Origin of the sequence: Candidatus Amarolinea aalborgensis (assembly GCF_900491745.1) — a bacterium.
GTDB lineage: Bacteria > Chloroflexota > Anaerolineae > SSC4 > Amarolineaceae > Amarolinea > Amarolinea aalborgensis.
Window position 1 is genome coordinate 85,243 of the sequence record NZ_UETR01000009.1, and the last position, 24,270, is coordinate 109,512.

Sequence of the window (24,270 nt, forward strand, 5' to 3'; positions counted from 1 at the left end):
ACGAAAAAGCTCGGGAGGTGTTGCATGTATGCGCCGCGGACACTCGAACCGACCGTGACCGGGGCCGCGCAACAGTTCCCGGTTGTGCTGCTCACGGGCGCCAGACAGGTCGGCAAGACCACCCTTCTCAGGCGCCTCAGTCAAGGGGAGCGCACCTACGTGACCCTGGACGATCCGCTGGTCCTAAACCTGGCCAAGACGGACCCGGCGCTGTTTCTGCAGCGCTTCCCACCGCCTGTACTCATTGACGAAATCCAGTACGCGCCGGAGCTGCTGCCCTACATTAAAATGGCCGCCGATCGCACCAGCCAGCCCGGGCTGTTCTGGCTCACCGGATCGCAGCAGTTCCACTTAATGCAAGGGGTATCTGAGTCGCTGGCGGGTCGCGTGGCCGTGCTGCACCTGTTGGGACTTTCTCGACCGGAGCTGCTGGGACAGGGCCTGGATGCACCGCCATTCTGGCCGACGCCCGTAGAAATCGCTCGCCGGAGCACACAGCGCAGCAAACTCACCCTGAAAGAACTGTACTGGCTGATCTGGCGCGGGGCGCTGCCAGCGATTGCCCTCAACACGGCGGTGGAGCGCAATCTGTTCTACAGTTCCTACGTGCAGACCTACTTGCAGCGCGATGTGCGCGACCTGGCGCGGGTGGGTGATGAGCTGGCGTTTCTGCGCTTTCTGCGCGCCACGGCCGCGCGCACCGGGGGCCTCTTGAACCTCGCGGACCTGGCGCGCGATGCGGACGTAGCCCCGAACACGGCCAAGCACTGGCTATCCATCTTGCAGGCGGCCGAGATTGTCTATCTCCTGGAGCCGTACCATACCAACCTGACCCAGCGCCTGGTCAAGACGCCCAAGCTCTACTTCCTCGATACAGGCCTGGCCGCCTATCTGACCGAATGGGCCAGCCCGGAGACGTTGGAGGCCGGCGCCATGTCCGGCCCGATCCTGGAGACCTGGATCGTGGCTGAGCTGCTCAAGAGCTATTGGCACAACGGTCGCCGGCCGCCGTTCTACTACTACCGCGACAAGGACCAACGCGAGATTGATCTGCTGTTGGTGCAGGACGGGATCATCTATCCGCTGGAGATCAAGAAGACCGCGTCGCCGAGCCGGGAGGATGTCCGGGGCTTTGGGACATTGGAGCGGCTGGGGTTGCCCATTGGGCCGGGCGGTGTGATCTGCTTGGCAGAGCAGTCGTTGCCGCTCACGGCGTCAACCCAATCTATTCCTGCCTGGGTCATCTGAACGCGGCGCGTAAGCAAGCCTGCGCCGATGGCCAGGCGGCATGATGGCGGAGCCGCCCGAAATCGCCAGCTCCAGGGTTCAATCGCGGGAACAGCCGTTTCTACGACATCATCGCGCACCGACTGGTTGTGGTGGAAGTGATCGAGCAAGCGTTGTGGTGAAAAAAAACCAAGCGGTCTCACCCTGGGCCTCGATTTCAGTCTCACCCGGCGCATCTCAGCGCCAGCCAGGTCCACTCTCCGAGTGGCCAGAGTCACCAGGCTTTACGAAACTGCTCTGGTTCCTATGTTATCCCATGTCAACCCGTCCGCCAATATGAAAACATCAACAAATCCGGCATGACGTGCATGACAAAAACGCTCTTCCCTACCAACTCGAAGCGGTTTATGACATCATGCTGCCGCAGCCAACCATTCGGCACCTCTTGGCCCCGATGCTGGCACTGGCAAGACCATCATGTGCGGGCTGCTCGACAAAGAGATCCGGTCGCGTGAGCCAAATCTGCGCACGCTCATTGTCACCCCGGCGCTCAGCGATTGACTGCCGGTACAGGCAAAAGTGATTGATGTTACCGCCGGTTGGCTTGAAGCGACACGCCGGCGACTGGCAGGGATCGACCTGTGGCAGGCTGTTAACGCCGCAGATCATGCGCCCGATGATCCAGGGCTTGACCAAGACTCTTCCGCGCCTGTGCGATCTTTGCCTGGGGGGGCAGCAGGTGGAACCAGGCGGCAGCGTGATATCACATGCTTGCTGTTTTCGCAATTAGGCCGTAAAATTAGGCAAGTGCAAAGTCGTGTGGAAGATATGCAAAGCATGTTGACGCTGGGCCATTGCACATCGTTTCTGTTCGCGATGGTACACGCATCATGCAACGCTAACCAGCAATCGGCGTGAAACCGATGAATACACAGCAGTCACCTATACGAATACGGGCAATCGACCTTTTCTGCGGCGCGGGCGGCAGCAGTTATGGCGCGCGCCAAGCTGGCGTCGAGATTGTGGCGGCCTTCGATATCTGGCGGCCGGCGGTTGACACCTTCAACCGCAACTTCGGTGCAGGCGTAGCGCGCCAGGCAGACATCTTCGATCTGGACGTTGAGGCGCTGCACGCCGAATTGGGCAAGATCGACCTGATACTGGCCTCGCCCGAATGCACCAATCACTCCAAAGCAAAGGGCAAGGGCATTCGCTGTGAACGAAGTAGAGAAACAGCTTTGGAAGTTGTGCGTTTTGCTGAGACTTTCAAGCCAAGATGGGTTGTGATTGAAAATGTTGTAGAGATGCAAGACTGGCATCGCCACGACGAGTTGAAGCAGAGACTTGAAGAGCTTGACTACAATATCACGGAACCAGAGCTTGATGCTGAGGCCTTTGGTGTTGCCCAGTCCCGTAAACGGCTGTTCATGCTTTGCGTACATGCTGACACTCCTCCAGTTCTAGCAGATGTCAAGTCAGACGCAAAAACAGCAAGGGATATTGTTTCGAAAAATACGTACAAGCTGAATCAGCTAAGAATACCGAGGAGAGCAGGGGCTACACTGGCAAAAGCCGACTACGCTATTGCGCAGATGCAAAGTGAGGGTAAACCTCCGGAGCCATTCCTGATTGTCTACTACGGGTCTGCAAAGAATGGTGGCAATGGTGGCTGGCAGTCCCTTGACAGGCCCTTGCGAACAATTACAACCCTGGATCGATTTGGATATGTTGTACCAGGACCATCTCGTGAACAAGACAGGATGCGAATGCTGCAACCGGAAGAACTCAAGCTGGCTATGGGATATGGTGACGACTTCGTATTTGCTGAGGGCCTGCCTCGACGAGACAAGATCAAGTTGATGGGCAACGGTGTTTGCCCACCTGTCATGAAAGCCATTGTTGAAAGTCTCACTCGTTCGTGGCAAGGAGACAGTAAGGAAAGCTTACAAATTGATCGTTGATGCCAACGGACATACACTAGATAGTGTGAGATTGGGAGAGTTGCTACTCCTATGGGGCCAAGATAACTTCCGTGCATTTCCCTGGCGGACAACTGTTGACCCGTACAGGATTCTTATGTCTGAAGTAATGCTCCACCGAACTCAGGCAATCCAGGTTGTTCGAGTGTATCAATCTTTTTTGATGACGTATCCGAATATTGCGGTACTGGCTAAGGCATCTCTGCAAGAACTGCAAGATGCTCTGTTTTCACTTGGACTCCGGTGGCGGGTTGACCTGATACATCGGATGGCAGGCGAGATCATGAGCAAATGGGATGGTCAGATTCCGGTTGAACGCGCTGACCTTTTGTCCCTACCTGGAGTCAGTGGGTATATTGCTGGTGCAGTGCGCTGCTTTTCATGGAACCTGCCTGAACCTTTGGCCGACACAAACACGATCAGGATCACAGGAAGGCTATTTGGATTGGAGTCAAAAGATTCCTCGCGTCGGAGCAGCCGCTTCCGAACCCTGTTGAATTCACTTATTTATGTTGGCGAGCCGCGCAGATATAACTATGCGCTGCTTGATTTGGCTGACGGTGTTTGCATGAAGAAGCGTCCACCCACATGTCATCTTTGCCCACTGCAAAGTCTTTGCTCGACAGGAACCTCCCGAGTTTCTGAGGAACCATCATGAACCAAAATCCAACGACGTTTCATGATCTGTTGAACCAGAAACAATGGGACAGCTATTCCTCGTTTATCAGCGAAGCCCCGTTATATTATCAACAAGAGCTGGGATGTGATATTGCCCGGGAGAGGCTGATTCGTGAAGCACTGCGCAAAGAGATCTTGGAGGACAAATATACCGTACGTCGCTATGACGACCTGCTCCCGGAGGCGGAGAAGTTACTTCTCAATGGACAGGTCACAGCCGTAGATGGTACGGTTTCAACGCATCAAATGTTGTCTGGTGTTCGCTGCCAGATCGGTGTTGTGGCCGTAAATTACTTCAATCAGAAGCTGCGTCAGTCCTACTACATTTCAGAAGCCAGTTTCCAACACAGTCCAGATGATGTGTTGAGTGTCCTCAAGGCACGAGAATTTGGAAATCGCCCCCTATCCGGTCTGGTTATTCGGGCTTTGATGTTGTATCGCGAGCGTGAAGTTGCACTACGACCGGAATACAAGAATGTATACCGAATGCTTCACGGCCCCCTACTACCATTTGAGTTGATGACTGGATTAGGGCGATTGAGGGCGTTGTATACCACATTGGGCCTCTTGAAGCAGATAGCAGCCGATCCAAAGGTGTTTAGCGTCATCTCTACCTCCCGGCAGAGCGACTACATCACTCTCGGTACTGCACTTAACCCCGGAGAATACCTGGTTGATGAGCGATACTCGTTTGGTGACGAGATTGCAGACAACACAGACTTCATGTCTCCGGATCGTTGGCGAGAACGGGAATTTGACCACATGAAAGATTTCCTGCATCACAATGCATCCAAGATTATTGTTGGGATAATCCGCGTTGGCCAGCGCCCATATATGTTCCATGCTCACCGAGACAATTTCGAGTTGGCTGCAGCGATCATTGCACGTGACTCGTTGATGCAACGCGAGAAAGGGTTCCCCCTGTTGATCGACTATGCCGACACTTTATGTTCGGAATATTTCCCGGCTGGTGACTTCACGCAGATGATGCGTTACCAACTTGCCAAAGAGGGGGAATTCCTGGTTGAAAGCGATGAACGAGACCTGCGCCTGAAATGACTGGAGATGACAGATGGTAGAGTCGCTGAGACCCATTGGTTTTGTAAACTTCGATGACATCCGTGGGCAGAACAACGAAATAGAACTGCGCGTCCCGTATGATGATATAAATCGGCTACAACGCGGACAGTACGTTCTTGTGGGCAATGGCAATACCCCGTATCTCGGACGCATAGTCTCGGGACCTTTCTATACACCCGACGCTGTTGGCAAGGAATCTGCATTTGCTCGAACTTCCATTCTGATGGCTAATGAAGTGCCTTTTCTTCCAGACTTCCATGCCGTCTGCCGGGTCGAATTGCTGGGCAGAGTAAACCTCGACAGCGCATCACTTACTGGTTTTGCGAGTCGGCCATTTCCCAAGACGCCCGTATATGAAATGCCATCCGACAAGATCGCCGAGCTACTGGGACTTGAAGGCAATATGTACATTGGGCATTTGACTGGATATGAGCAGGTGCGCGTCAAACTGAATGCACATGAGAAGAAAGTTCTTCCGCGCAATCTGGGTATTTTCGGTACTGTGGGTTCTGGCAAGACAAATACAGCACAGGTCTTGATCGAAGAAGCTATTGCTGCTGGCTGGGCTGTCATCATCCTGGATGTTGAAGGTGAATACATCTCAATGGATAAGCCCAATGAAGAGGCACAAAAGAGAAAATCCTTGGGTGCCGCAATGCGACGATTTGGTGTCTCCCCGAAGGGCGTTGAAGCAATTCAGGTGTTTCATTGTCCTGGGACTGAGTCAAAGCGACCCGACGCACGTGAGTTTTGCCTGGATTTCAGCCGGCAGTCCCCCTACGCGTTAATAGAAATTATGGGCTTGAATGAGGCTCAGGAAACACGATTCCTGGAGCTTTATGAAGACTGTGTTGACAAGGTCAAGCATCAATCGGGACAGCCAAGGCAAAGTAAGTGGGAAAGACTGAGTAGCGAGACGCCCTCAGGATTGAAGAGTCTTCCTGGTCTTAGCCTTAACTTTCTGATGAAAGAACTGAATGTGGTTGTTGAGAGGGCCGATGCAGCATATGGCAACAAAGCATCCTGGTCGAAAGTAAGACAGTTGCTGGAGAAGATTCAGCGATACCAGATATTCAACTCAGTAGACTACGTGTTGAATGTAAATGATCTGGTCAAGCCTGGACACCTATCCGTATTTGACTTGAGCGATGCTACCAATGTACGTGTGAATAACATCGTAATTGCCCAGATTCTTCAGGAGATTTTCTCAAAGAAGATTGGCGAGCCGGACGCGCCACCCACACTTGTTGTCATCGAAGAGGCGCACACTTTCGTAAGTCGTGACAATGTCAAGATGATGGAAAGCATCGTAGATATGCTGCGTGAGATTAGCCGCCGTGGTCGCAAGCGCTGGTTGGGTCTCTGCTTCATATCTCAACAACCCGCACATCTCCCCAACGAGATATACGAGCTATGCAACACCAAATTTGTGCATCAGACCACAGGTAAGCGTAACCTGGACGCCCTTCATGTCTCTGCGGGCAATGTCAATGAAGCTGTGTGGGGCGAGGTGCCATTGTTGAGTCAGGGGCAGGCCCTGATCATTAGTCCCCAGTTCTCCCATCCAGTACTGTGTGACATGCGCCCGTGCAGCAGCCACCGGGAACATACGGACTAACCAACATGGCAGAACACACAGAACTCAGAAAAGGTACAGAAACATTCCGACCACGCGCTCGACTTGTCAGTGTCTTGGGAGAGCAGCTTATTCGCGACGCTACGGTGGGTCTGTTGGAACTGGTTAAGAACGGCTATGATGCTGATGCCAATCAGGTCTCGGTCAGTCTTCTTAATCTTGCCGATTCAGAGCAAACGATTATCCTTGTCGAAGATGATGGGGTCGGCATGGACCTGGAGACTGTGCTGAGCCGGTGGCTGGAACCGGCAACTGGTCATAAAGAAGAGGCTAAGAAACGCGCCGAGCGTACACCTCGCGGTCGCCTTCCACTGGGCGAGAAGGGGGTGGGCCGTTTTGCCGCTCACAAGCTAGGTCACGAATTGACGCTAATCAGCCGTGCCAGGGACGCAAACGGTCAGCCAACAGATGTTGAAATTGTAGTGAACGTTGCCTGGGACGATTTTGAAAAGCCCGACGCATACCTCAGCGAGATTGGTGTCAACTATGAAGAACGTTTGCCCCTGCATTTCACTCATAGCAGTGGCACATTGTTAGAGATCAAGAGGGCACGCTCCTCATGGAAGAGGAAGGACATAGAGAAAGTATCCCGGGCTTTAAGACGCTTGATGAGTCCTTTCCGCCCGCCCGGATCCTTTTCCGTTACCTTACATTGCCCAGAGTACCCACAGTACGAGAACCTAGATGCAAGTGAACTCTTAAAGACAGCACATGCGCAGATGCTTGTCTTGGTCGATCAACACGGCATTGCTCAATATGAGTATCAGTTCAATTTGCCTCCATACCCGTCGCGCATTGTTGAACCGCAAGAAAAAGATCTTCGATTAGGCATTGAAGGATGGAATCCAAGCGAAAGAATCTCGCACTGCGGTAGTTTCTTTGTCACCTTGTATGTCTGGGATCGAAGCACAGATAGTCTGAATCTGTCCGGCACTTCGAGGGGAGACCTGGATCAAATGAATGGGATTGCCGTCTTCCGAGACGGTATCAGAGTCATGCCATATGGCGAACCTGACGACGATTGGCTTGAAATTGACAAATCGCGCTATATGACCTCAACAGGTGCATTCAGTCGGAAGAATGTTGTAGGTGCTGTCGAGATCAATCAATCCGAGAATGGGAAACTGCGTGACAAAAGCAACCGCGAAGGATTCATAGAAGATGAAGCTTTTGCGGACTTTTACGATCTTCTCAAAGGCGTATTGCGAGAAGCGTTCAATCTATTTGGAGATGATAGAAAAAAGATTCGCGAGGGTGAAAAGGCAAAGAAACGAGAACTGATACCAGCGATTGATCAGTTGAATAATAGTATTGCACAAGCAACTGATGCTATTCAGAAGACAAAACAAATGGCGCATACTCTCGCAACGAAAGGCAAAATATCTCAGGAAGTTGCAGAGCAACTAACCGTCAACCTGCAACAAGAACAGATTGCGATGGCAGTTGCCCTCACAGAGACAAAACAAGCAGCCACAGATATTGTGCAGCGATTTGATGAGGAACGCGAGATGCTACTGGCACTGGCCGGTCTTGGGCTGGCAGCCGAACGCTTCACCCACGAATTTGCGCGGATGACACGCGAAGCCTCCGATCTGCTCCGCGAGATCGAGAGGCATTCCGTGATTCAACAGGTATCGTACCTGAAGGATCGCGTTGAAGCGTTGGGCGTAACGTTGGAAGCACTGCGCGATCTGGTGCTGGCTTTGGGGCCAATGTTCTACATTCGGCGCAAAACGGTTGAGAAACCGCTAGATGTTAAAACCATTGTTGAGCACGCCTTGCTTCTCAATCAAGGGCAGATCAAGGAAAACCGGATTCTTGTTGAGGTCCGTGAAAGCGAAGGTCAGCTCACCGTCACGATGCGGCGCGGAGCGCTGACGCAGGTGTTCAATAACCTGATTGACAACGCCTGCTATTGGCTCAGCCGGAAGTCTGAAGAGGGTGATAGGCGGCTGCGTATCGTGATTTCCGCTGCTCAAAGATATGTCCTATTGGCGGATAACGGGCCAGGCATCCACCCACGCGACCAACATCGTATCTTCCAGGTTTTCTTCTCAACCAAAATCGACGGGCGTGGCCTGGGACTTTTCATTGCTCGCGAAATATTGGCTGAGGCGCGGTCTACAGTCGTGCTGCTCGATCCCAGCGAGCATCCTGATGCATTCCGGGTTGGGGCAGCTTTCAAGGTTCAGTTCCCAGAACAGGATATAGAGGAGAACGGCAGACCGTGAACCTAAATCGTGTTTTGCTCATTGAAGACAGCAGCAAGGTGAGGGAAGATGTAATCGGTGAGTTCCAAGCCGCTGGGGTGGACATCATTGCTGTCAATGACTATCCAGATTTTCTGACCCATCTGCACGAACTGTCATCAGTCCAAATGGTCATTCTGGATTGGTTGCTTGACGGAGAAAACGAGTCCGATGCACTGCTCTGTCTGGAGGCTATACGCAGAACTCGTTTCGTGCCAGTAATTATCTGGACCGAAGAGAAAGCACGATTCGAAGCAGACGAAACTAAGGTGATAAAAATATTCCCGAAGGCGTGCTATCAAGGCCGTAGTAAGGCAGAGGTCAATCACCATATGCTGCTAAAGGTGTTGGCTGAATGGCACAACCAGGCAGCATCGCAATTGTCGGAACTGTTTCGCCATAGTGTCGCTGCGGCGGCCGAACAGACGCTGTTTTCACTTGCCGAGCAGTCGATTGATGACTTGACTAAAGGACTTAAAACACTGATTGCGTTTGGCGAAAAGACGGACGTTGATATGGAGCATACAACTGATGTAATGCTAAGAATACTTGGACGTCAGTTGTACGCTGACAAGAGTTTTCTCGACCGATTGAAGGAGATTGTTGCTGATCTGAAAACCACCAACCCCCAGGCAACCAGGCAAGAACGCCGGCGCGCTTCACAGATGGAAGCGCTCTATATGTTCTATCAGCCGGCCGACGACGTGGTGCGCAATGGCGATATCGTAAAAATATCCTTGAACAAGAATGACACCTTCGCAGTAGTTCTGACGCCGGCCTGTGATCTTGCCAATCCTGGAAAGACATCATACGTCCGCCTTGCGATGCTCAATGTCCAACTAAAGGCAACCGATGATCGCTGGCCGTTGACATATCATGGTGAACCGCATGAAGTGTGTTTCCATGAGATCTTGGTGTTGCATGACATGACAACGGCGAATCCACCCAAGAACGGGACGGCGGTCATGCGCTACAGCCATACATTCAGCACGCTCAATGGCACTGATGTTTCAATTCGACGAGAGTGCCGCCTGGACGAACCCTACCGGGCTGATCTGCTTCACAATTTTGTCTCTCATGCTGGTCGTGTTGGGCGGCCTGACTTCACGGGTTGAGTTGTGCCGACATCGGTTTTGCGTGACCTGCACACCAAAGAGGAGATTCCCCCACAACATCTACCTGCAGGGCCAGCGGTGGCTCATCATGCGCGAAGAGGTCTACCGCCAGTTGCTTGATTGGCCCGTGCCTGTCACGCCGGCCGAAATCCAGGGCATTCTTGAGCAGTACTGCGAGCGCGGCAAGCCGATAGATGCCAGGCTTCTCGTCGCGGCATGGTCGAAGCGCTGCATGGAGGAAAGGTAGATTAGACCTCGATCCGGCCGGCCTTGGTCGAAGCAGCCAAGAACCAGCGCATGGTTTACAGCCTGACCCAGGCGGGCGATAGTCCGGTGTAATTTCCGCTGCAGGTCGCCGAGGACGTGGCCGGCTATCTCGTCTTGCCCGCGTCTGATGCGGGCACGGCCAAAGCGAGCGGAAGAACGATCAAGGTTTCGGGTGCGATCACCATCGGTCAGTTGCCGGGTCTTTTCAACAGCTTGCTCAAGCCGCTCAACGGTCAGAACCCAGATCAGTTCTCGATCGCGATTGAAGCGACCGTGCACTACAAAGGATCCCGGCAGCGCGTTCGACGCCACGCTGAAGGACAGCTTCAAACAGGAGCAGTTCCCCAACATCAAGTTGAGCGACAGCAAGGGGAGTTGATTGCAGTGAGCAATTCTTGGCGCATTCATTTCACTACCCCAATCCCGGCCACTGCTTGAACTTGTTCGCATCGAAAACCTGTTTCAGCGACCAGAAATTCCAAATGGAGCACACCTTCAACCACGAAGAACGCATGCGGGGGTGGGTGATCACAAAGAAACGGCAGATCAGGCGCAAATGGCGCCTTCTTTGCCTTCTTTGCGTTCTTTGTGATCTCTGTGGTCAAAAACTTGGCTGCTTCTGGAGCTGCTGTTCAGCTACACCCCGAGCTTCTGCCTCAACTCATCGAACTCCTGGGCCGTAATGGCCCCTTCGGCCAGGCGCCGACGCAGCACCTCCAGCACCGGGTCGGCCGGCGGAACCGACGGCGACGCGGCGCCCGACGCAGGCTGGCTCGCGGTCGAGCGCACAAGCCTCACGACCAACCACACGACCAGGGCGATGATCGCAATCGCGAACAGACACACCAGGAAGCCGCCCAGCAACCCTGGGCCTCGCATCATCCCATGCCATCCCCAAGGACCAATCATGGCTCACCTCCATTTGAATTGTCAGTCACTATCCCACCGGCGGCCGATGCAGGACGCGATCAGGCTCCGGCGGCGCAGTCAGTATAGCAGAGAGGTGTTAAGATGTGATAAAGGATGGATTGAGTTTTTAGCTGAGCGCGCCGCCGCCCACCGCTGGGAAGATGTTGAGCGTGTCCCGCAGCGAAAGCGGTGTGTCCATCGCCAACGGCAGGTACTGCACGTCGCGACCGTTGACAAAGACATGGACATGCTCGTGAAGCTGCCCGCCCGCGTCCAACAGTTCGTCGCGCAGCGGCGGAAAGCGCGTGACGATGGCATCTACCAGGGCGCGGACAGCGGCGCCTTCTGGCAAGTCGAATTCCACCGTCTTGCCGCCCACAATGGGGCGCAAGGTGGCAAAGAAATTCACTTTCATGGCGGTTACCTCTTTCTCATGACTGAATTGCGCGCGCCCAAGCGTTGCCTGTTGGCTCAAATCACGCCGGCCTGCCGCAGCCAGACCTCCGTGCGCCGCATGCCCTCAGCCACGTCAATGGCCGGCGTATAGCCCAGCTCCCGCTGCGCTTTGTCAATCGCGAAGCGGCTGCTGTTCAGCAAATAGTGCAGGGACCAGGGGCCGGCCGCCTGTCTTCCCAACACGCGTCGCGCCCAACGGCCCGGCGGCGAAATCACGAGCTTCCCCGCCCATGCCGGCACACTGGGCAGGCGCGCCACACCGACCATCGCCGCATAGTAGCCGTAAAACGTGTGAAATGGCATCGTCTGCCCGTCGCACAGGTTGTACGTCTGGCCGGCCGCGGCCGCCGAAGTCAGAGCCAGGTGCGTGCCCGCGACCACGTTGTCAACGTACCCCAGGTTGACCAGCCCGCGGCCGCCAGCCAGCAGGCGCAATCGTCCAGCCTTGATCTGCTCCACAGGCGCGATGGTCCACGCACCGCCGCGCGGGCCGTAGGTGCTGGCTGGCCGCACGATGACCGCGTCCAGGCCGCGAGACATCCAACGCCGCACGGCCGCTTCGGCGCGAATCTTGCTGTCTGGATAGGCCTGCCCCACGAGGGGCGTGGCCGCCGTTTCGTCAATCACTGGGCTGGCGTTGACGCCGTAAACCGCCACGCTGCTGAAATAGATCACGCGGGCGACCTGGGCCGCGGCCGCCGCGTGCAGCACGGCTTCGGTCCCCGTGACGTTGACCGCCTCACCCAGTGTGGGATCGTCGGGCGCGCCGGTCCACGCCGCCGTGTGAATCACCGCCGCGCAGCCGGCCGCGGCGCGCGCCAGCGCAGCCGCGTCTGTCAAATCCCCTTCAACCAGGCTGATGCCTTGCTCGGCCAGCCACGCCGCGCGCGGCGCGGAACGCACCAGGCCGCGCACCTGCGCGCCTGCCGCCCGCAGATGTTCGCACAAATGCCCGCCAATGAAACCGTTAGCCCCAGTGACCAAGATATGGGCGCCAGTCAGCGACTTCGGCGAGCTCAGTCGAGCCGTCACCGCGCTCATACCGGCTGGCCTCGCGGCTGACCCAGCCCCTGGCTCACTGCGCGCGCCAGGTGGCCTCCCAACTGACATTCGCAGGGAATGGCAACCAGGCGCTGGCGCAGCTTCGATGGCGAGGGCTGGGGCGACTCCTGCAAGAGGTCCATCGTTGCCAGCACATGCGCGCCAAGACAGCGCCCACACGGGCCTTCGGCCGCACGCAGATGTTGGACAAGCGGGTGCCCGCCAAAATGATGCACCGTTTGCACCCGCTGATCAGCCGCCTCCACGGCCAAAACCTGGCATGCGCAAACCGCCAGATCGTTGAGCAGCACTGTGCAGCGGCAGCAATCGCCTTCTGGACACGCAGCGCCAGAGAGATCGCCTTGCCCCAGGTTATGCAGCAGGTCGCGCAACGTCTGATGCACAAACACTGCGCAGGTCAGCAGGTCGTCATTCAACATGATGGATAACTCGATCTGGCTCACGGTGTCCTCATGAACTTCTGAACTGGAAAAATTCCTCGCTGACGGCTGTCAGTCGGGCGATTATATCATCCAGGTTTCTCGACGTCCAACACGGTTCACTTTGTAATCGGAGTTGCTTGTCGTGCAGACGCTTTGATGCTAGAATTCCCCTATGACGACAACATCACCCTCTTCTCAACGCGTCGGCAGGCCGCAAACGTCTGTAAACAATCTACAGCGGGTATCGCGCCGCCGGCGGCCAAACCTGGCGATTTTCTTTGGTCTCTTCCTCGGCTTGAGTGTCTTACTCTTGCTGACCGGCATCACAGCCGTGCAGCTGCGCTTTGCAAACCGGGTTTTCGCCGGGGTGCGCGTGGCCGGGGTAGACCTGAGCGAGCTGACGCGTGACCAAGCCGCCGCGCGCTTGCAGGAACAGTTGACGCCCTATCAGGGGCCGACGATTCTGCTGCGTTTTGGCGAACAGGCCTGGCCTCTTGCCGGCTCAGACCTGGGTGTGCAGATAGATGCCCGCGCCAGCGCTGAGCGCGCCTACCAACTGGGGCGCAAGGCCAGCCCGCTGGCCGCGCTGCTTGAACAGTGGCAGCTCGTCCGCGCAGGCGCCAACCTCGCGCCCACGCTGACCATCGGCGAGGCGCAGGTGACCGACCTGCTTCATCGCATTGCCCAGGCCATTGACCGCCCCGCGCACGACGCAACCGTCACGATTCAGGGACTGCAGGTGGTCACAACGGCCAGCCAGGTGGGGCGCCACACCAATCTGCAGGCCACGTGGGCCGCGGTGCAGGCGCAGCTGGCGCGGGGGGAATCGGGCACGGTGGACGTGACAGTGCAAGAAGTCTTGCCGACCGTGGATGATGTCGAGGCGGTAGCCGCGCAGGCGCGCCGCTGGCTGCACACGCCGCTGCGGTTGTCCTACGCTGGCGACACGGCCAATGACGAAGCGCCGCAGCAGTTTGCCATTGACCCGGTTCAGTTGGCATCCTGGCTGCGCATTGCCCCGCAGCCAGCCGCCGCAGGCGGCATCACCCTGACGCTGCAGGTGGATGAAGCCGCGCTGCAGCGCTATGCCGAGGATTTGGCGGCCAGGCTGGCGCGACCGACCACCGATGCGCGTCTTCATTTCGATCCAGAGACTGGACGCCTGCGCGTGGCGTCTCCCAGCCAAATTGGCCGTGCGCTGGATGTGGCTGAGACCGTCACCCGCACCCTGGTTGCGCTGCGGAGTGGAGGCGCCGAGGTGGATTTGCCGCTGCAGGTGGTCAAACCGGCCGTGGACATGCGCGACCTCGACCAGATGGGCATTCGGGAATTGGTGGCAAGCGGCACGACAACCTTCAAAGGTTCCAGCGCTGCCCGCATTGCCAACATCCGTCATGGCGCCGAGCAGTTCGAGGGCGTTGTGGTGCCGCCCAATGGCATCTTTTCCTTCAATCGCATCGTCGGCGATGTATCCGCGGCCAATGGTTATGAAGATTCACTGGTCATCTGGGGAGACCGCACCGCGGTCGGCATCGGCGGCGGCATCTGTCAGGTTTCCACCACGGTCTTCCGCGCGGCGTTCTGGGGCGGCATGCCCATCGTTGAGCGTTGGGCGCACGGTTATGTGGTCAACTGGTATGGCGAGCCGGGCATGGATGCCACCATCTTCACGCCGAGCGTAGATTTTCGTTTTCGCAATGACACCGGCGCCTATTTGTTGATCCAACCAGACCTTGATTTGCAGCAAGGCCGGCTGACCTTCAATTTCTATGGCGCCAAGCCTAATCGCACCGTGGAACGGATTGGCCCCGAGATCACCAATGTACGCAAGCCTGAGCCGCCGCTCTACCAACTCGATCCGACGTTGGCGCCTGGCGCCAGGAAACAGGTAGATTGGGCCGTGGATGGCCGCGATGTCGTGGTGACGCGGGTCATCAAGCAGGGCGACCAGGTGCTGCGCCAGGATAAGTTCGTGAGCAAGTATCAGCCCTGGCGCGCCGTCTACCTGGTGGGGCCGACGCCAGCGCCCGGCGGTTGATGGCTTGAACCTGTTCACGTGACCGATGTTTGTGGGAGAACGTCTTGACGAGGCAGCTAGTTCGTGTACGCGTGCGGATTCACGGCGTCGTGCAGGGCGTCTATTTTCGCCAGTCCACGCGACGCCAGGCCCAGGCTGCAGGCGTCACGGGCTGGGTGCGCAACTGCAGCGATGGCTCCGTGGAAGCCGTTTTCGAAGGCGAAGCCAGCGCCGTAGCCGATGTCGTCGCGTGGTGCCATCAAGGTCCGGCCGCGGCTTATGTGAGCCAAGTTGATGCCGTCAACGAACCATACACGGGCGAATTCAGTCTGTTCAAGGTGAGCGGCTGGTAGCTGCACGGCCGCCCCCGGCGCGCAGCTTGATCGGACAGAGCGGGGTCAGAAGGCCCCCGTCTATGTAAGCATCGCCGTATCTGTAGTCAAACGCAACGACGAAGGACAAGGAAGGGATGTCAATCCGACTTGGAGCCTTCGTCTTTTAACTTTTGTTAGATTTGACGGTTGACGTTGAACAAGCCGTATGTTATACTGCTTGTACAATCGTAGTTACGTTTATGGGGAGGTGCCTATTGACGGCATTGGCTGTTCACGGGGACACAGCCACCACCAATGGAGCCATGGCGAATGGCGTCACAGCGACCGACGCGATGATAGGTATTGCGGCGCAAACCATGACACCAGAAGTTGAGCAGGCGCTGAAACAGCTTCAAGGGTTGGCACAATCCCGTGGTTACTTGCTGTTCGATGATATCCTGGCTGTTTGGCCGCAAGCCGAAGAACAGATCGAGGCGCTCGAAGATCTGTTTGCGCGCTTGCAAGAACTGGGTATCGAGATTTATCCCGATGCAGGTACCGCCCAAGCAGAAATCGGTCCGCCGCGCGACGGCGCAGGCATTGAGGAAATTGAAACCGCACAGTTACTCGAAGTGGGGATTGATCTAGACCTCAGCGAGATGCCGACCGATGATCCCTTGACGCTCTATTTGCGTGAGATGGGGCGCGTGCCCTTGCTTACCCCAGAACATGAGATGTCCCTGGCCAAACAACTGGCTGAGGGACGCGTGGCCCGGCGACGCCTGCGTAATGGCGGCCAGTGGGAGACAGATCGCTTACTCGAGCTCTCGCGTCAGGGCGAAGCCGCGCGCGAGCATCTGATTCGCGCCAACACCCGCCTGGTGGTCAGCGTTGCCAAGCGCTACATGGGCCAGGGCGTGCCTTTTGCCGATTTGATCCAGGAAGGCAACCTGGGCCTGATGCGCGCCGTGGATAAGTTCGAGCCAGAGCGCGGTCACAAGCTCAGCACCTATGCCACGTGGTGGATCCGTCAGGCCATCACGCGCGCGCTGGCTGACCAGGGCCGCACCATTCGCCTACCGGTGCACATGGGCGACCGCATTCGCCAATTGTACCGCACCGCGCGCCAGCTTGAACAGAAACTAGGGCGCCCGGCCCAGCCTGAAGAGATCGCCGAGTCCATGGGGCTGGACTCGCTGCAGGTGCGCTGGATGCTGCGCATCTCACGCCACCCGGTGTCGCTGGAGCAGCCGGTGGGCGAAGAGGAAGAGAGCACGCTGGGCAATTTCATCGAGGATGAAGACTCACCCTCGCCGCCCGATGTGGCGGGCAACAGCCTGCTGCGTGAAAAACTGGAAGAACTGCTGGAAACCTTGACCCCGCGCGAGGCGCGCATCCTGCGCTTGCGCTACGGCCTGGATAACGGCCGCACCTACACGTTGGAAGAAGTGGGCAACAAATTTGGCCTGACGCGTGAACGTATTCGCCAGATCGAGGCCGAGGCCCTCAACCGCCTGCGCCATCCCAGCCGCGCGCGCCAGCTGCGTGATTACCTGTAGAGTTGGAGATCGGTTTTGTTTTTCACTCGCCCGCCGGATTGCCGGCGGGCGAGTTTGTTTGGGAACTGATCAGGGCGTCAGCCAGCGCAGGATGGCTTCCTGGCCCTGCGGGGAGCCGTAGTAGCCGAAGTGATTACACGTCATCTCCACGACCTTCAACGGCGGGTAGTCGCCGTCGCGCACACTGCCGGCGCTCTTGACTCCGACCGCCAGGTCGTTTTGCCCCTTGAACAGCACATCGAGGCCCAGATCCACCACATCGCCCAACGTTTTCAAGGCAATGTCCTTCCAGGTCGCGTTGGGCGACTGCGGCCGCTCTTCATTGCGCCCCGCCAGCACCAGGTAGGGCACGTTGTCAGGCTGCGTCAGGGCGTTGATTTCACTCAGCAGCGGCGAATCTGGTTCCATGTCCACCGTCGAGACGGCCTGCTGCACCGCCTGCCTGAGGAACCAGCTGCCAATCAACGCGGGCAGCGTGGCCGCCGCACTGTTGAGGAGCACACTGCCCAGCCAGGTGATGGCCTGCTTGCCGTACTTCGCCAGCGGCGTGCCGGCATTCGGCGGCCCGGCCATGACCAGGCGATCCACGAACGCCGCGCCGCCCCACTTTTCGATCATCGCGCGTGACACGAGCGAGCCGAGGCTGTGCACGTACACGTCCAACTGGCGCCCATCGTCCGGCCGGAAGCCGGCTTTGACCAGCGCCTGCTGCAGGATTTTGCCGTTGTCAGCCACCGGGGTGTTGAACGTTTCGTAATCGAAGGTGATGAAATGATAGCCCAGGCCCTCCGAATTCAACCACTGCGCGGGGCCTTGCACCATCCAGCGCGTGTCGGAGGTGAAGCCATGCACAAAGAGCGCCACTTTGGAGACGCCTTCCAGGTCGCCCTCCTTGATCGGCGTGTACTCCACCTGGCCGGCGGCGTTCACCTGCGCGTGGCGCAGGCCGGTATCCGGAATCTGCTGGCCGCTGATCTTGTACAGGTAGAGACGAATCGTGCGCCCAATCCCGCGCGTCGAAGGGCCGGAGGGCATCCAGTTGATGCGCATGGGCCACATGGGCGCGCCGCCCGCGCCCCGGCTGGGCTGATCGTCGGCCTTCTCGCCGACCGGATAGTAGGCCATACCGTCGGTCGCCACCGCGATCATGGCCTGCGTGTCTTCATCCACCGGCATCATGAATTTCAGCGGCGCTTGCGGGCTGATCTCGCCGGCTTGGGGTAGCACGTCAATGTACGCCGCGCCAGGCTCCACGCTGATGCCGCGCCGCGGCGCCCCGGGCGGTTCCGTGAACGTATACGGCTCGATGCCCGGCATATCGAAGAACCGATCAGGCGGGGGCTGCGTAATGTCCACGGCGCCCGTACCGCGACGGCTCATCATCCACGAGCCGGGGTTGAGCGTTGCACTGAAGCCTTGCGGTTTTACGATCTCCGTCGAGGTGCCCCTGAGGGAGGCGCTGGTGTCGCCGACCGCCAGGGTGGTGGCCGGCAGACCGGCCGCGGCGTCCCGCTGCACCGTCAGGCCGACCGTCAGTGTGGCCCAGTCATCGGCCGGCTGGCGGAGACTGGGCATGGACACCTTGCGTGATGGGAGGGCGCCGGCCTGCCACAGCAGCCGCTGCAGCGGCGACTGCTGGTCGAGATCGGCCGGCGGCGTGTCGCGCTCCCCCGCTTGAGTGAGCACCGAAAAATCGGTCGGCTGGCTGGTGACAAAGAATTTGTAGAAGTCGGTGGCTTCGTTGGCGGCATAGGGCAGTTCAGTCATGAGATTGCCCTCGTCGAAGGACAGCACGTGACTCTGGCCGGGGGCCAACGGCGGGAAGTCATTATTGAGTTGTGGATAGAGCTTGGCGATCTCCCAATCCGCGCTAAATCCCAGTAAGGTGACATAAATGGAAGCGGCGCCCCGGTTGGTGAAGCGTATCAGGAACGGTTCATGCTCCTTGACGACCAACTGCCCGCCCTGCCGCGGCGTCAGCGGCGCGCCGCTGTTGGCGCCGCGCACGATCTGCCGCTCGAAGCTCACCTCCAGGGCATTGGTCAGGCCGGAGGTGGGGTTTTCGATATGCAGGGTGTTCTGGAAACGCGCCACCGCCTCCAGGCGGGATTGGATTGCGGTTTCGACGTTGGGCGTTTGCGGCGCCAGCGGCTGCATCATCAAGCGGCCGTCGGGAAAGAGCAGGCTGATGGCCTGCGCCTGCACCAAGACCTGCGCATCGGGGCCTGCCTGCTCGTCCACGATCTGCAGGCGGCTGGAGGTTGCCAGCGTGTCCTGGATCAGGGCCAGCAGCACATCGTCGCCTGCGTCCGCGCGCAGGGCCACGCGCAGGCGCTGATCGCCCGAATTGCGCACCGCCTCCACGCTGCGCGCGCGCAGCGGCACGCTGGCCGGATCCACGTCATCCGGCAGCCGCGCCTGGCTGCTGACGCCGCCTACCTGGACGATGGTGGCCCTGGCCAGGCGATTCTTCTCCTGGTCAAAACGCCGCGTGCGCGGTGGAAAGAGCGCCATCTGCGATCCAACCCGCATGCCGTGGGCCGCGCCCGCGCCAATTTCAACCAGGCGGTTGGCCGCGTCCACCTGGTTGACGTAAAAGAAGGGCTGCTGGTCGGATGCTTCGCGGGCGAAGAGCGGCCGGTCGAGCGCGCCTTCAAGTTGCGGGTGCTGCCGGTAGCGCGAGGAGACTTCGGCCACCACAGACTCATAGATATCGCGGAACGTGGCATCCGGGGCCGCGGACTGCATAGATTGCATCAGGAAGTAGGTGAGGGCGCCGTAGCGCGCGCCTTCGGGCGCACGGTGTTCGCTGGACTCCTCATCATCGCGGCAGCCGGCCATGAACACCAGGCGCTCGTTCAAGGGCAGCCAGCCGCTGGGGCCGCGCTGGGCCGCGCCCACGCTGCGGGTCCCAGACGCCGCGGGCGGCGGCTCGCGCGGATCCGCAGGCACGCGACGTGTTTGCACGGTTGGATCGCCCACCGCGCGCGTGGCGCTGGCCGAGTGGCAGCAGTCGAACAAAATCACCACGTTGTCGGTCTTGGCTGCCAGCGCGTCTACCCATTCCTTGATCTCATCGTCGGTGATGTCGAACACCTGGCGGCCTGGGTCGCGCGTGTCATGCGGCAAGATGGTCTCATCCATCCCATCTTCTTCATCGCCGTGCACGTCGCGTATTTGCGAGCCATGGCCGCTGTACTGGATGAACACGGTGTCGCCGGCCTGCGTCTGTTCGGCCAAGGCGCGCCAGGCGTCGGTGATGGCCTGGCGGGTGGCTTGTTCGTTGATGAGCAAGACGGCGTTAGATTCTTCGAACCCGAAGCGGCTGATGAGCAGTTGACGCATGGCGCGAATATCGTTTTCGCAGCCTGACAGGTTGGGCAGAAACGGCCCAGAATGACGATACTTGTCAACAGCAATGTGCAAGGAACGGCGCACGCCGCCTGCGGCAGCGATGCTCGATGGAGCCATAGTTACCTCCTGCAGAAAAAGGGGCTGACGTGGTGGATACAGCGGTGGGAGCGCCGAATGGCTTCACGCTCCGGCTGCCGTAGGATACTGGCAAGCAGCAAGTTTGTCAACTGGCAGCTTGACAAAAACGGGGCTGACAGGTATACTCTGCCCTGGCTAGGGGCTGTAGCTCAGTTGGGAGAGCGCATCAATCGCACTGATGAGGTCAGGGGTTCGAATCCCCTCAGCTCCACTGCTCGGAATCGTTCGGTTCGTATTTTTCGGGGCTGTAGCTCAGCTGGGAGAGCACTACGCTGGCAGTGTAGGTGTCAGGGGTTCGAATCCCCTCAGCTCCACTCAAGACCTCTCGCATTGGCGAGAGGTTTTTGTTTGCCCAACGGCGCTGGCAAACACGGCCAATTTTGGGGAATTCCCACCTATCACTATAATGCACCGGTGTTGACTGCCGATGCCCTGCACCTATCTCTTGTGGAGGTATTACCATGCTGGCGTGGGATGTACATTTCTCTGCGCGCCGGTTTTGCTCCCAACTTGGCGTCAGTCTGCTGGTTGCACTGGGGCTTTTGCTCGCATGCAAGGGCGCGCTGGTCTTCGCCGGCAGCGAGCAGCCAATCCTGCTGTTCAGCCTGCATGTGGAGGCAGGACAGTTCAGTCTGACCGCCATCGAAGGCCGCCGCGGCTATCTGCCGGACAGCGGCAGCCCGTTGGACACCCAGGACCTCTACACCCTCCTGCTGCTCGACGCCAGGGGCGCTGCGCTCACCACACAGCAGTTCTCCCTCGGCAAGACGGTCTGGGGCGCGCCCAGGTCGGACGAGCTGGATGCTCCGCATGCGGCCGTCAATCCGCCCGTGCTCGATACCGTCGTGACGACGCCTGACCTGCCTGGCGCAGATGGCATCGAGGTGTATGATTTGAATGGCGCGTTGCTGTTGCGCGCCATGGGGTTGAATGCGCGTGTGCAGCGCGCACCCGAAGCGCCTACGACAGTGTGGGAAGACGTTTCCACGCCGTGCTGCGGCGACAACTGCCTGGACTTGCTCTTTCTGGGCGATGATTACACGACGACCGCCAGCCTGGACACATTTCGCTCGGATGTGGCCACCATGGCGAATTATTTCCGCCAGGTGGAGCCGTACAGCGCCCGCCCCAATGTGATCAACGTGCGGGCCATTGCCAGCACGACCGATTTGGAGTGCAACTACAACTGTTTTGGCACGCCGCGCCTGATCTGCTGCAACAGCAACATCGTCTTGCCCCTCGCCAGCCAGGCGCCCCATGACAAGATCATCGTGCTCGTCAACAACAACGAGTACGGCGGTTCCGGCAGCGTCAACTTCGCCGTGGCGTACCATCGCTTCCCACAGTACGGGCCGCAGGTGGCCATTCACGAATTCAGCCACAGTTTTGCTCTGCTCGGCGACGAGTACAGCTTCGGTCCCAACAACGGCGGCAACCCCTTGCGCGCCAATTGCGACAACGTCGCCGGATGTCCGCGCTGGAACGGAATGCCAGGCACCAGTTGTATTCCTGGCTGCACCTACGACGAGTGGTATCGGGCCACCAACGATTGCTTGATGCTGCGCATCCGCAGCGACCCGGCGAGCGGCGTTTTTTGCCCGGTTTGTCGTACGCTCATCGGCGGCTACCTGGCCCCCTTCACCGACGCCTGGTCGGACACCAACTGCGACGGCGCGACCAGTGTGTTGGATATTACCGGCGTGGCCCAGGCCTGGAACGCATTTGTGACCTACGGCAGCTATGATCGCAATTTCGACGTTGATAACGCGGGGACTGGCGACGGCGACATTGACATCGTAGACGTGCTGCTGGTTGCTTCGCACCTCTCGTCGTGACGCCCCGCGGTTCGACTCCCGTTTGACGCATCAACTTTAGTCGAGGAAAGGACATTTCTTATGGTATCTGCATTTGCTCGCCGGGCTACCCTGGCCTGGCGCCTGACGCGTCTTGATGAGTTTGTCGGATTTGTCTTGGTGACCACTTTTTTTGGATTCAATGTCGCCGGCGCTTATCAGTTTTCTGTGCCGCTCGTCGCCACGCTGCTGGGTAACCTGCTGGCCGTGGCCTTTGCTTTCATGATCAACGATGTCGAAGATGCTGATGACGATGCGCGTGACGCCAAAAAGGTGCTGCGCAATCCGATCTCCGCGGGCGATGTGTCTGCGCGTTTCGCCTATATCGCGTGTTTCATCGTGGCGATGGGATCGGCGGCGTTCTATGCCCTGGCTGGCTGGCGACCGTTCGTGCTCGGTGTGCTGTGCCTGCTGCTCGGCCTTCTCTATTCCTGGCGCGTTGTCCGCCTGAAGGCCATTCCTGGGGCGGATCTGGTCTCGCACGTGCTCTTGCTGGCCGCGCTGCAGTTTCTGTGCGCCTACTTCACCTTTCAAACCAGCGGCTGGCGCTGGCTGCTGCCCTGCGCGTTTGTCGTCGCCATTTCGCTCTATGGTCAGCTCTTCAACCAGCTGCGCGATCGCGAGTGCGACAGCAAGGCCGGTTATGTAAACACAGTGGGCCTGGCCGGCGAACGGTTTGCCAACATCCTGGTGTACGGCGTCATTGTCATTGCTCTTGCCCTGTTGGTCGCCTGTGTGGCGCTCAACATCGTGCCCCTACGCGTGATGGCTGTGGCGTTCGTGCTGGCGCCTTTCGTGTTGATCCGCCAGTTACGTCAGTCCGACAGGAGCAGTTTCAGCGGCGATGTCACCGGTCCCTTTCGCGAACCGGCCGTCATCATTGGTGTGGTCACTGTGCTGGCCTGGTGGTTTGGGGGTATGCTTGGCGCACCCCTGACCTGAACAGAGGCCGCGGATGAGCACGGATCGCCACGGATGATGACTGTTGTCATCCACGGTTGCGCCACCGGGGCATGGGCAACTGACCTGAAGATAGCCCTGTAACGCAATCTGCCGGATTGCAACGGCTTGCGCCACATTTTCATTCCTGGTTGCGCGCCGAACGCAAGAGTGGACACCGCGAATGCGTGGGCGACGCGCGAGCGGCGAATCGCCGGAATCGTCGCCAAACCAGGCGATTCTTGACAGCGCATCGCCGCGGATGCATTTCAGATGTTCTGATCTCGCCGCCCGCAGGAGGTTCGATATCACTCGCAGAACCGTAAAGCACTACTTCATTTCGGCCAGCCATGACCGACGCCGCGGCGACGACTCGATCCACCCACCGCAGCAGGTTGGCGATGCGCAGCGGCTCGCCGGCAAAGCTGCATCGGCCGCCGTGGCGCTCGCAAGACCAATCTGGCAGGGTGCAGTCCGCTCCCCCAAAACCCCGCAGAAGCATCTGGAGATGAGACGTATGGTAGAACTGGAAGCGCCCCTCAGCTCCGCCCCACTGGAGAACAACGCAAGCTGCGCGCATAGGACGCTGGATGTCAGCACCATCAGGGAATTGTGGGGCAGAACCTACAACACCGACGGCAAACCGGACTGGTCTCATCTCTATCCGTACTATCACCCGGACGTAGTTTTCGAGGATTCCATCCAGCGCATCGAAGGAATAGAAGGATTCATCGGCCTCTGCGAGCGCCTGACGCAGCGCTGCCAAAGCCTGCACATGGAGATCCTCTCCATCGCGCAAGACTCCAACATCATCTTGATGGACTGGATCATGACGATGGCTTTCACGAAGTATCCGCCCACACCCGTCTACGGCAGCACCAAGCTCACCCTGCACGAAGACGGCCGGATCATCGCGCAACGCGACTATTTCGACCTGTGGGGCGCGATCCTCGATGGAATTCCGCTGCTCAAGAAACGCTATCGCATGTTCATGCGCCGGGTTTTCGGCTGAAGGG

At 58.4% G+C, this 24,270-nt stretch carries 20 protein-coding genes and 2 tRNA genes; 17 read left to right on the top strand and 5 right to left on the bottom strand.

Translation table 11 applies throughout. The features are described from left to right. Nucleotides 1-24: 24 nt before the first annotated feature. The 9 genes from ACPQ6D_RS13485 (at nt 25) to ACPQ6D_RS13525 (ending at nt 10,669) form a co-directional block, all read left to right on the top strand. On the top strand, nt 25-1,248 hold the full coding sequence (locus ACPQ6D_RS13485; protein ID WP_423224857.1) for an ATP-binding protein: 1,224 nt from the start codon (nt 25-27) through the stop codon (nt 1,246-1,248). Between the two features lie 902 nt (nt 1,249-2,150). After that, the gene (locus tag ACPQ6D_RS13490) at nt 2,151-3,188 is read left to right on the top strand and encodes a DNA cytosine methyltransferase (RefSeq protein ID WP_423224858.1); all 1,038 of its coding nucleotides are present in this window, start codon (nt 2,151-2,153) and stop codon (nt 3,186-3,188) included. A gap of 115 nt (nt 3,189-3,303) precedes the next feature. Next, nucleotides 3,304-3,864: an HhH-GPD family protein gene (locus tag ACPQ6D_RS13495; RefSeq protein ID WP_423224859.1), complete on the top strand. Its 561-nt coding sequence runs from the start codon at nt 3,304-3,306 to the stop codon at nt 3,862-3,864. Beyond that, nucleotides 3,861-4,943, top strand: coding sequence for a Rossmann-fold NAD(P)-binding domain-containing protein (locus ACPQ6D_RS13500; protein ID WP_423224860.1), 1,083 nt, complete (start codon nt 3,861-3,863; stop codon nt 4,941-4,943). The genes ACPQ6D_RS13495 and ACPQ6D_RS13500 overlap by 4 nt, the downstream gene beginning before the upstream one ends. Nucleotides 4,944-4,956: 13 nt before the next feature. After that, nucleotides 4,957-6,582 carry an ATP-binding protein gene (locus ACPQ6D_RS13505; RefSeq protein ID WP_423224861.1) on the top strand — a complete coding sequence of 542 codons (1,626 nt, stop codon included), beginning with the start codon at nt 4,957-4,959 and terminating at the stop codon, nt 6,580-6,582. Nucleotides 6,583-6,587: 5 nt separating this feature from the next. Further along, nucleotides 6,588-8,831 carry an ATP-binding protein gene (locus tag ACPQ6D_RS13510; RefSeq protein WP_423224862.1) on the top strand — a complete coding sequence of 748 codons (2,244 nt, stop codon included), beginning with the start codon at nt 6,588-6,590 and terminating at the stop codon, nt 8,829-8,831. Next, nucleotides 8,828-9,964 carry a hypothetical protein gene (locus ACPQ6D_RS13515; protein WP_423224863.1) on the top strand — a complete coding sequence of 379 codons (1,137 nt, stop codon included), beginning with the start codon at nt 8,828-8,830 and terminating at the stop codon, nt 9,962-9,964. Before ACPQ6D_RS13510 ends, ACPQ6D_RS13515 begins: the two co-directional genes overlap by 4 nt. A gap of 88 nt (nt 9,965-10,052) precedes the next feature. Further along, the gene (locus ACPQ6D_RS13520; RefSeq protein WP_423224864.1) at nt 10,053-10,211 is read left to right on the top strand and encodes a hypothetical protein; all 159 of its coding nucleotides are present in this window, start codon (nt 10,053-10,055) and stop codon (nt 10,209-10,211) included. A 116-nt stretch (nt 10,212-10,327) separates the two neighbouring features. Next, entirely contained in the window at nt 10,328-10,669 is a 342-nt protein-coding gene (locus ACPQ6D_RS13525; protein WP_423224865.1) for a hypothetical protein, read from the top strand. Between the two features lie 198 nt (nt 10,670-10,867). Here the strand turns inward: ACPQ6D_RS13525 and ACPQ6D_RS13530 are convergent, their stop codons facing one another. The 4 genes from ACPQ6D_RS13530 to ACPQ6D_RS13545 form a co-directional block, all read right to left on the bottom strand. Continuing rightward, on the bottom strand, nt 10,868-11,140 hold the full coding sequence (locus ACPQ6D_RS13530) for an SHOCT domain-containing protein (RefSeq protein WP_423224866.1): 273 nt from the start codon (nt 11,138-11,140) through the stop codon (nt 10,868-10,870). Between the two features lie 127 nt (nt 11,141-11,267). Next, nucleotides 11,268-11,555 carry a ubiquitin-like small modifier protein 1 gene (locus ACPQ6D_RS13535; RefSeq protein ID WP_423224867.1) on the bottom strand — a complete coding sequence of 96 codons (288 nt, stop codon included), beginning with the start codon at nt 11,553-11,555 and terminating at the stop codon, nt 11,268-11,270. Between the two features lie 56 nt (nt 11,556-11,611). Further along, complete coding sequence (locus ACPQ6D_RS13540; RefSeq protein WP_423224868.1) at nt 11,612-12,637, bottom strand: NAD-dependent epimerase/dehydratase family protein; 1,026 nt, start codon at nt 12,635-12,637, stop codon at nt 11,612-11,614. Further along, nucleotides 12,634-13,101: a hypothetical protein gene (locus tag ACPQ6D_RS13545; protein WP_423224869.1), complete on the bottom strand. Its 468-nt coding sequence runs from the start codon at nt 13,099-13,101 to the stop codon at nt 12,634-12,636. The genes ACPQ6D_RS13540 and ACPQ6D_RS13545 overlap by 4 nt, the downstream gene beginning before the upstream one ends. A gap of 151 nt (nt 13,102-13,252) precedes the next feature. Between ACPQ6D_RS13545 and ACPQ6D_RS13550 the strand changes: the two genes are divergently transcribed. The 3 genes from ACPQ6D_RS13550 to ACPQ6D_RS13560 all read left to right on the top strand — a co-directional run bounded on the left by ACPQ6D_RS13550 (nt 13,253) and on the right by ACPQ6D_RS13560 (nt 16,970). Then, complete coding sequence (locus ACPQ6D_RS13550; protein WP_423224870.1) at nt 13,253-15,118, top strand: VanW family protein; 1,866 nt, start codon at nt 13,253-13,255, stop codon at nt 15,116-15,118. Nucleotides 15,119-15,162: 44 nt separating this feature from the next. Further along, nucleotides 15,163-15,450 (top strand): acylphosphatase, encoded by a 288-nt coding sequence (locus ACPQ6D_RS13555; RefSeq protein WP_423224871.1) that lies wholly within the window; start codon nt 15,163-15,165, stop codon nt 15,448-15,450. A gap of 338 nt (nt 15,451-15,788) precedes the next feature. Then, on the top strand, nt 15,789-16,970 hold the full coding sequence (locus ACPQ6D_RS13560) for a sigma-70 family RNA polymerase sigma factor (RefSeq protein ID WP_423224872.1): 1,182 nt from the start codon (nt 15,789-15,791) through the stop codon (nt 16,968-16,970). Nucleotides 16,971-17,039: 69 nt separating this feature from the next. Here the strand turns inward: ACPQ6D_RS13560 and ACPQ6D_RS13565 are convergent, their stop codons facing one another. Beyond that, on the bottom strand, nt 17,040-20,441 hold the full coding sequence (locus ACPQ6D_RS13565) for a caspase family protein (protein ID WP_423224873.1): 3,402 nt from the start codon (nt 20,439-20,441) through the stop codon (nt 17,040-17,042). A gap of 159 nt (nt 20,442-20,600) precedes the next feature. Here ACPQ6D_RS13565 and ACPQ6D_RS13570 point away from each other — a divergent pair. The 5 genes from ACPQ6D_RS13570 to ACPQ6D_RS13590 all read left to right on the top strand — a co-directional run bounded on the left by ACPQ6D_RS13570 (nt 20,601) and on the right by ACPQ6D_RS13590 (nt 24,266). Beyond that, a tRNA-Ala gene (locus ACPQ6D_RS13570) sits at nt 20,601-20,673 on the top strand. A 30-nt stretch (nt 20,674-20,703) separates the two neighbouring features. Next, nucleotides 20,704-20,776: transfer RNA gene (locus tag ACPQ6D_RS13575), tRNA-Ala, on the top strand. A gap of 147 nt (nt 20,777-20,923) precedes the next feature. After that, nucleotides 20,924-22,297, top strand: a complete 1,374-nt coding sequence (locus ACPQ6D_RS13580; RefSeq protein WP_423224874.1) for a M64 family metallopeptidase — start codon at nt 20,924-20,926, stop codon at nt 22,295-22,297. Nucleotides 22,298-22,357: 60 nt separating this feature from the next. Further along, the gene (locus ACPQ6D_RS13585) at nt 22,358-23,257 is read left to right on the top strand and encodes a UbiA family prenyltransferase (RefSeq protein WP_423224875.1); all 900 of its coding nucleotides are present in this window, start codon (nt 22,358-22,360) and stop codon (nt 23,255-23,257) included. 181 nt (nt 23,258-23,438) lie between these two features. Continuing rightward, entirely contained in the window at nt 23,439-24,266 is an 828-nt protein-coding gene (locus ACPQ6D_RS13590) for a nuclear transport factor 2 family protein (RefSeq protein ID WP_423224876.1), read from the top strand. Nucleotides 24,267-24,270 lie beyond the last annotated feature (4 nt).

What these genes read in the sequence shown, in the direction of transcription:
- ACPQ6D_RS13500 (WP_423224860.1), top strand. Translation starts at nt 3,861, where the DNA reads ATGAACCAAAATCCAACGACGTTTCATGATCTGTTGAACCAGAAACAA.
- ACPQ6D_RS13565 (WP_423224873.1), bottom strand. Translation starts at nt 20,441, where the DNA reads ATGGCTCCATCGAGCATCGCTGCCGCAGGCGGCGTGCGCCGTTCCTTG.
- ACPQ6D_RS13590 (WP_423224876.1), top strand. Translation starts at nt 23,439, where the DNA reads ATGCGTGGGCGACGCGCGAGCGGCGAATCGCCGGAATCGTCGCCAAAC.
- ACPQ6D_RS13550 (WP_423224870.1), top strand. Translation starts at nt 13,253, where the DNA reads ATGACGACAACATCACCCTCTTCTCAACGCGTCGGCAGGCCGCAAACG.
- ACPQ6D_RS13585 (WP_423224875.1), top strand. Translation starts at nt 22,358, where the DNA reads ATGGTATCTGCATTTGCTCGCCGGGCTACCCTGGCCTGGCGCCTGACG.
- ACPQ6D_RS13490 (WP_423224858.1), top strand. Translation starts at nt 2,151, where the DNA reads ATGAATACACAGCAGTCACCTATACGAATACGGGCAATCGACCTTTTC.
- ACPQ6D_RS13520 (WP_423224864.1), top strand. Translation starts at nt 10,053, where the DNA reads ATGCGCGAAGAGGTCTACCGCCAGTTGCTTGATTGGCCCGTGCCTGTC.
- ACPQ6D_RS13485 (WP_423224857.1), top strand. Translation starts at nt 25, where the DNA reads ATGTATGCGCCGCGGACACTCGAACCGACCGTGACCGGGGCCGCGCAA.
- ACPQ6D_RS13535 (WP_423224867.1), bottom strand. Translation starts at nt 11,555, where the DNA reads ATGAAAGTGAATTTCTTTGCCACCTTGCGCCCCATTGTGGGCGGCAAG.
- ACPQ6D_RS13530 (WP_423224866.1), bottom strand. Translation starts at nt 11,140, where the DNA reads ATGATTGGTCCTTGGGGATGGCATGGGATGATGCGAGGCCCAGGGTTG.
- ACPQ6D_RS13580 (WP_423224874.1), top strand. Translation starts at nt 20,924, where the DNA reads ATGCTGGCGTGGGATGTACATTTCTCTGCGCGCCGGTTTTGCTCCCAA.
- ACPQ6D_RS13495 (WP_423224859.1), top strand. Translation starts at nt 3,304, where the DNA reads ATGTCTGAAGTAATGCTCCACCGAACTCAGGCAATCCAGGTTGTTCGA.
- ACPQ6D_RS13510 (WP_423224862.1), top strand. Translation starts at nt 6,588, where the DNA reads ATGGCAGAACACACAGAACTCAGAAAAGGTACAGAAACATTCCGACCA.
- ACPQ6D_RS13505 (WP_423224861.1), top strand. Translation starts at nt 4,957, where the DNA reads ATGGTAGAGTCGCTGAGACCCATTGGTTTTGTAAACTTCGATGACATC.
- ACPQ6D_RS13540 (WP_423224868.1), bottom strand. Translation starts at nt 12,637, where the DNA reads ATGAGCGCGGTGACGGCTCGACTGAGCTCGCCGAAGTCGCTGACTGGC.
- ACPQ6D_RS13560 (WP_423224872.1), top strand. Translation starts at nt 15,789, where the DNA reads ATGACACCAGAAGTTGAGCAGGCGCTGAAACAGCTTCAAGGGTTGGCA.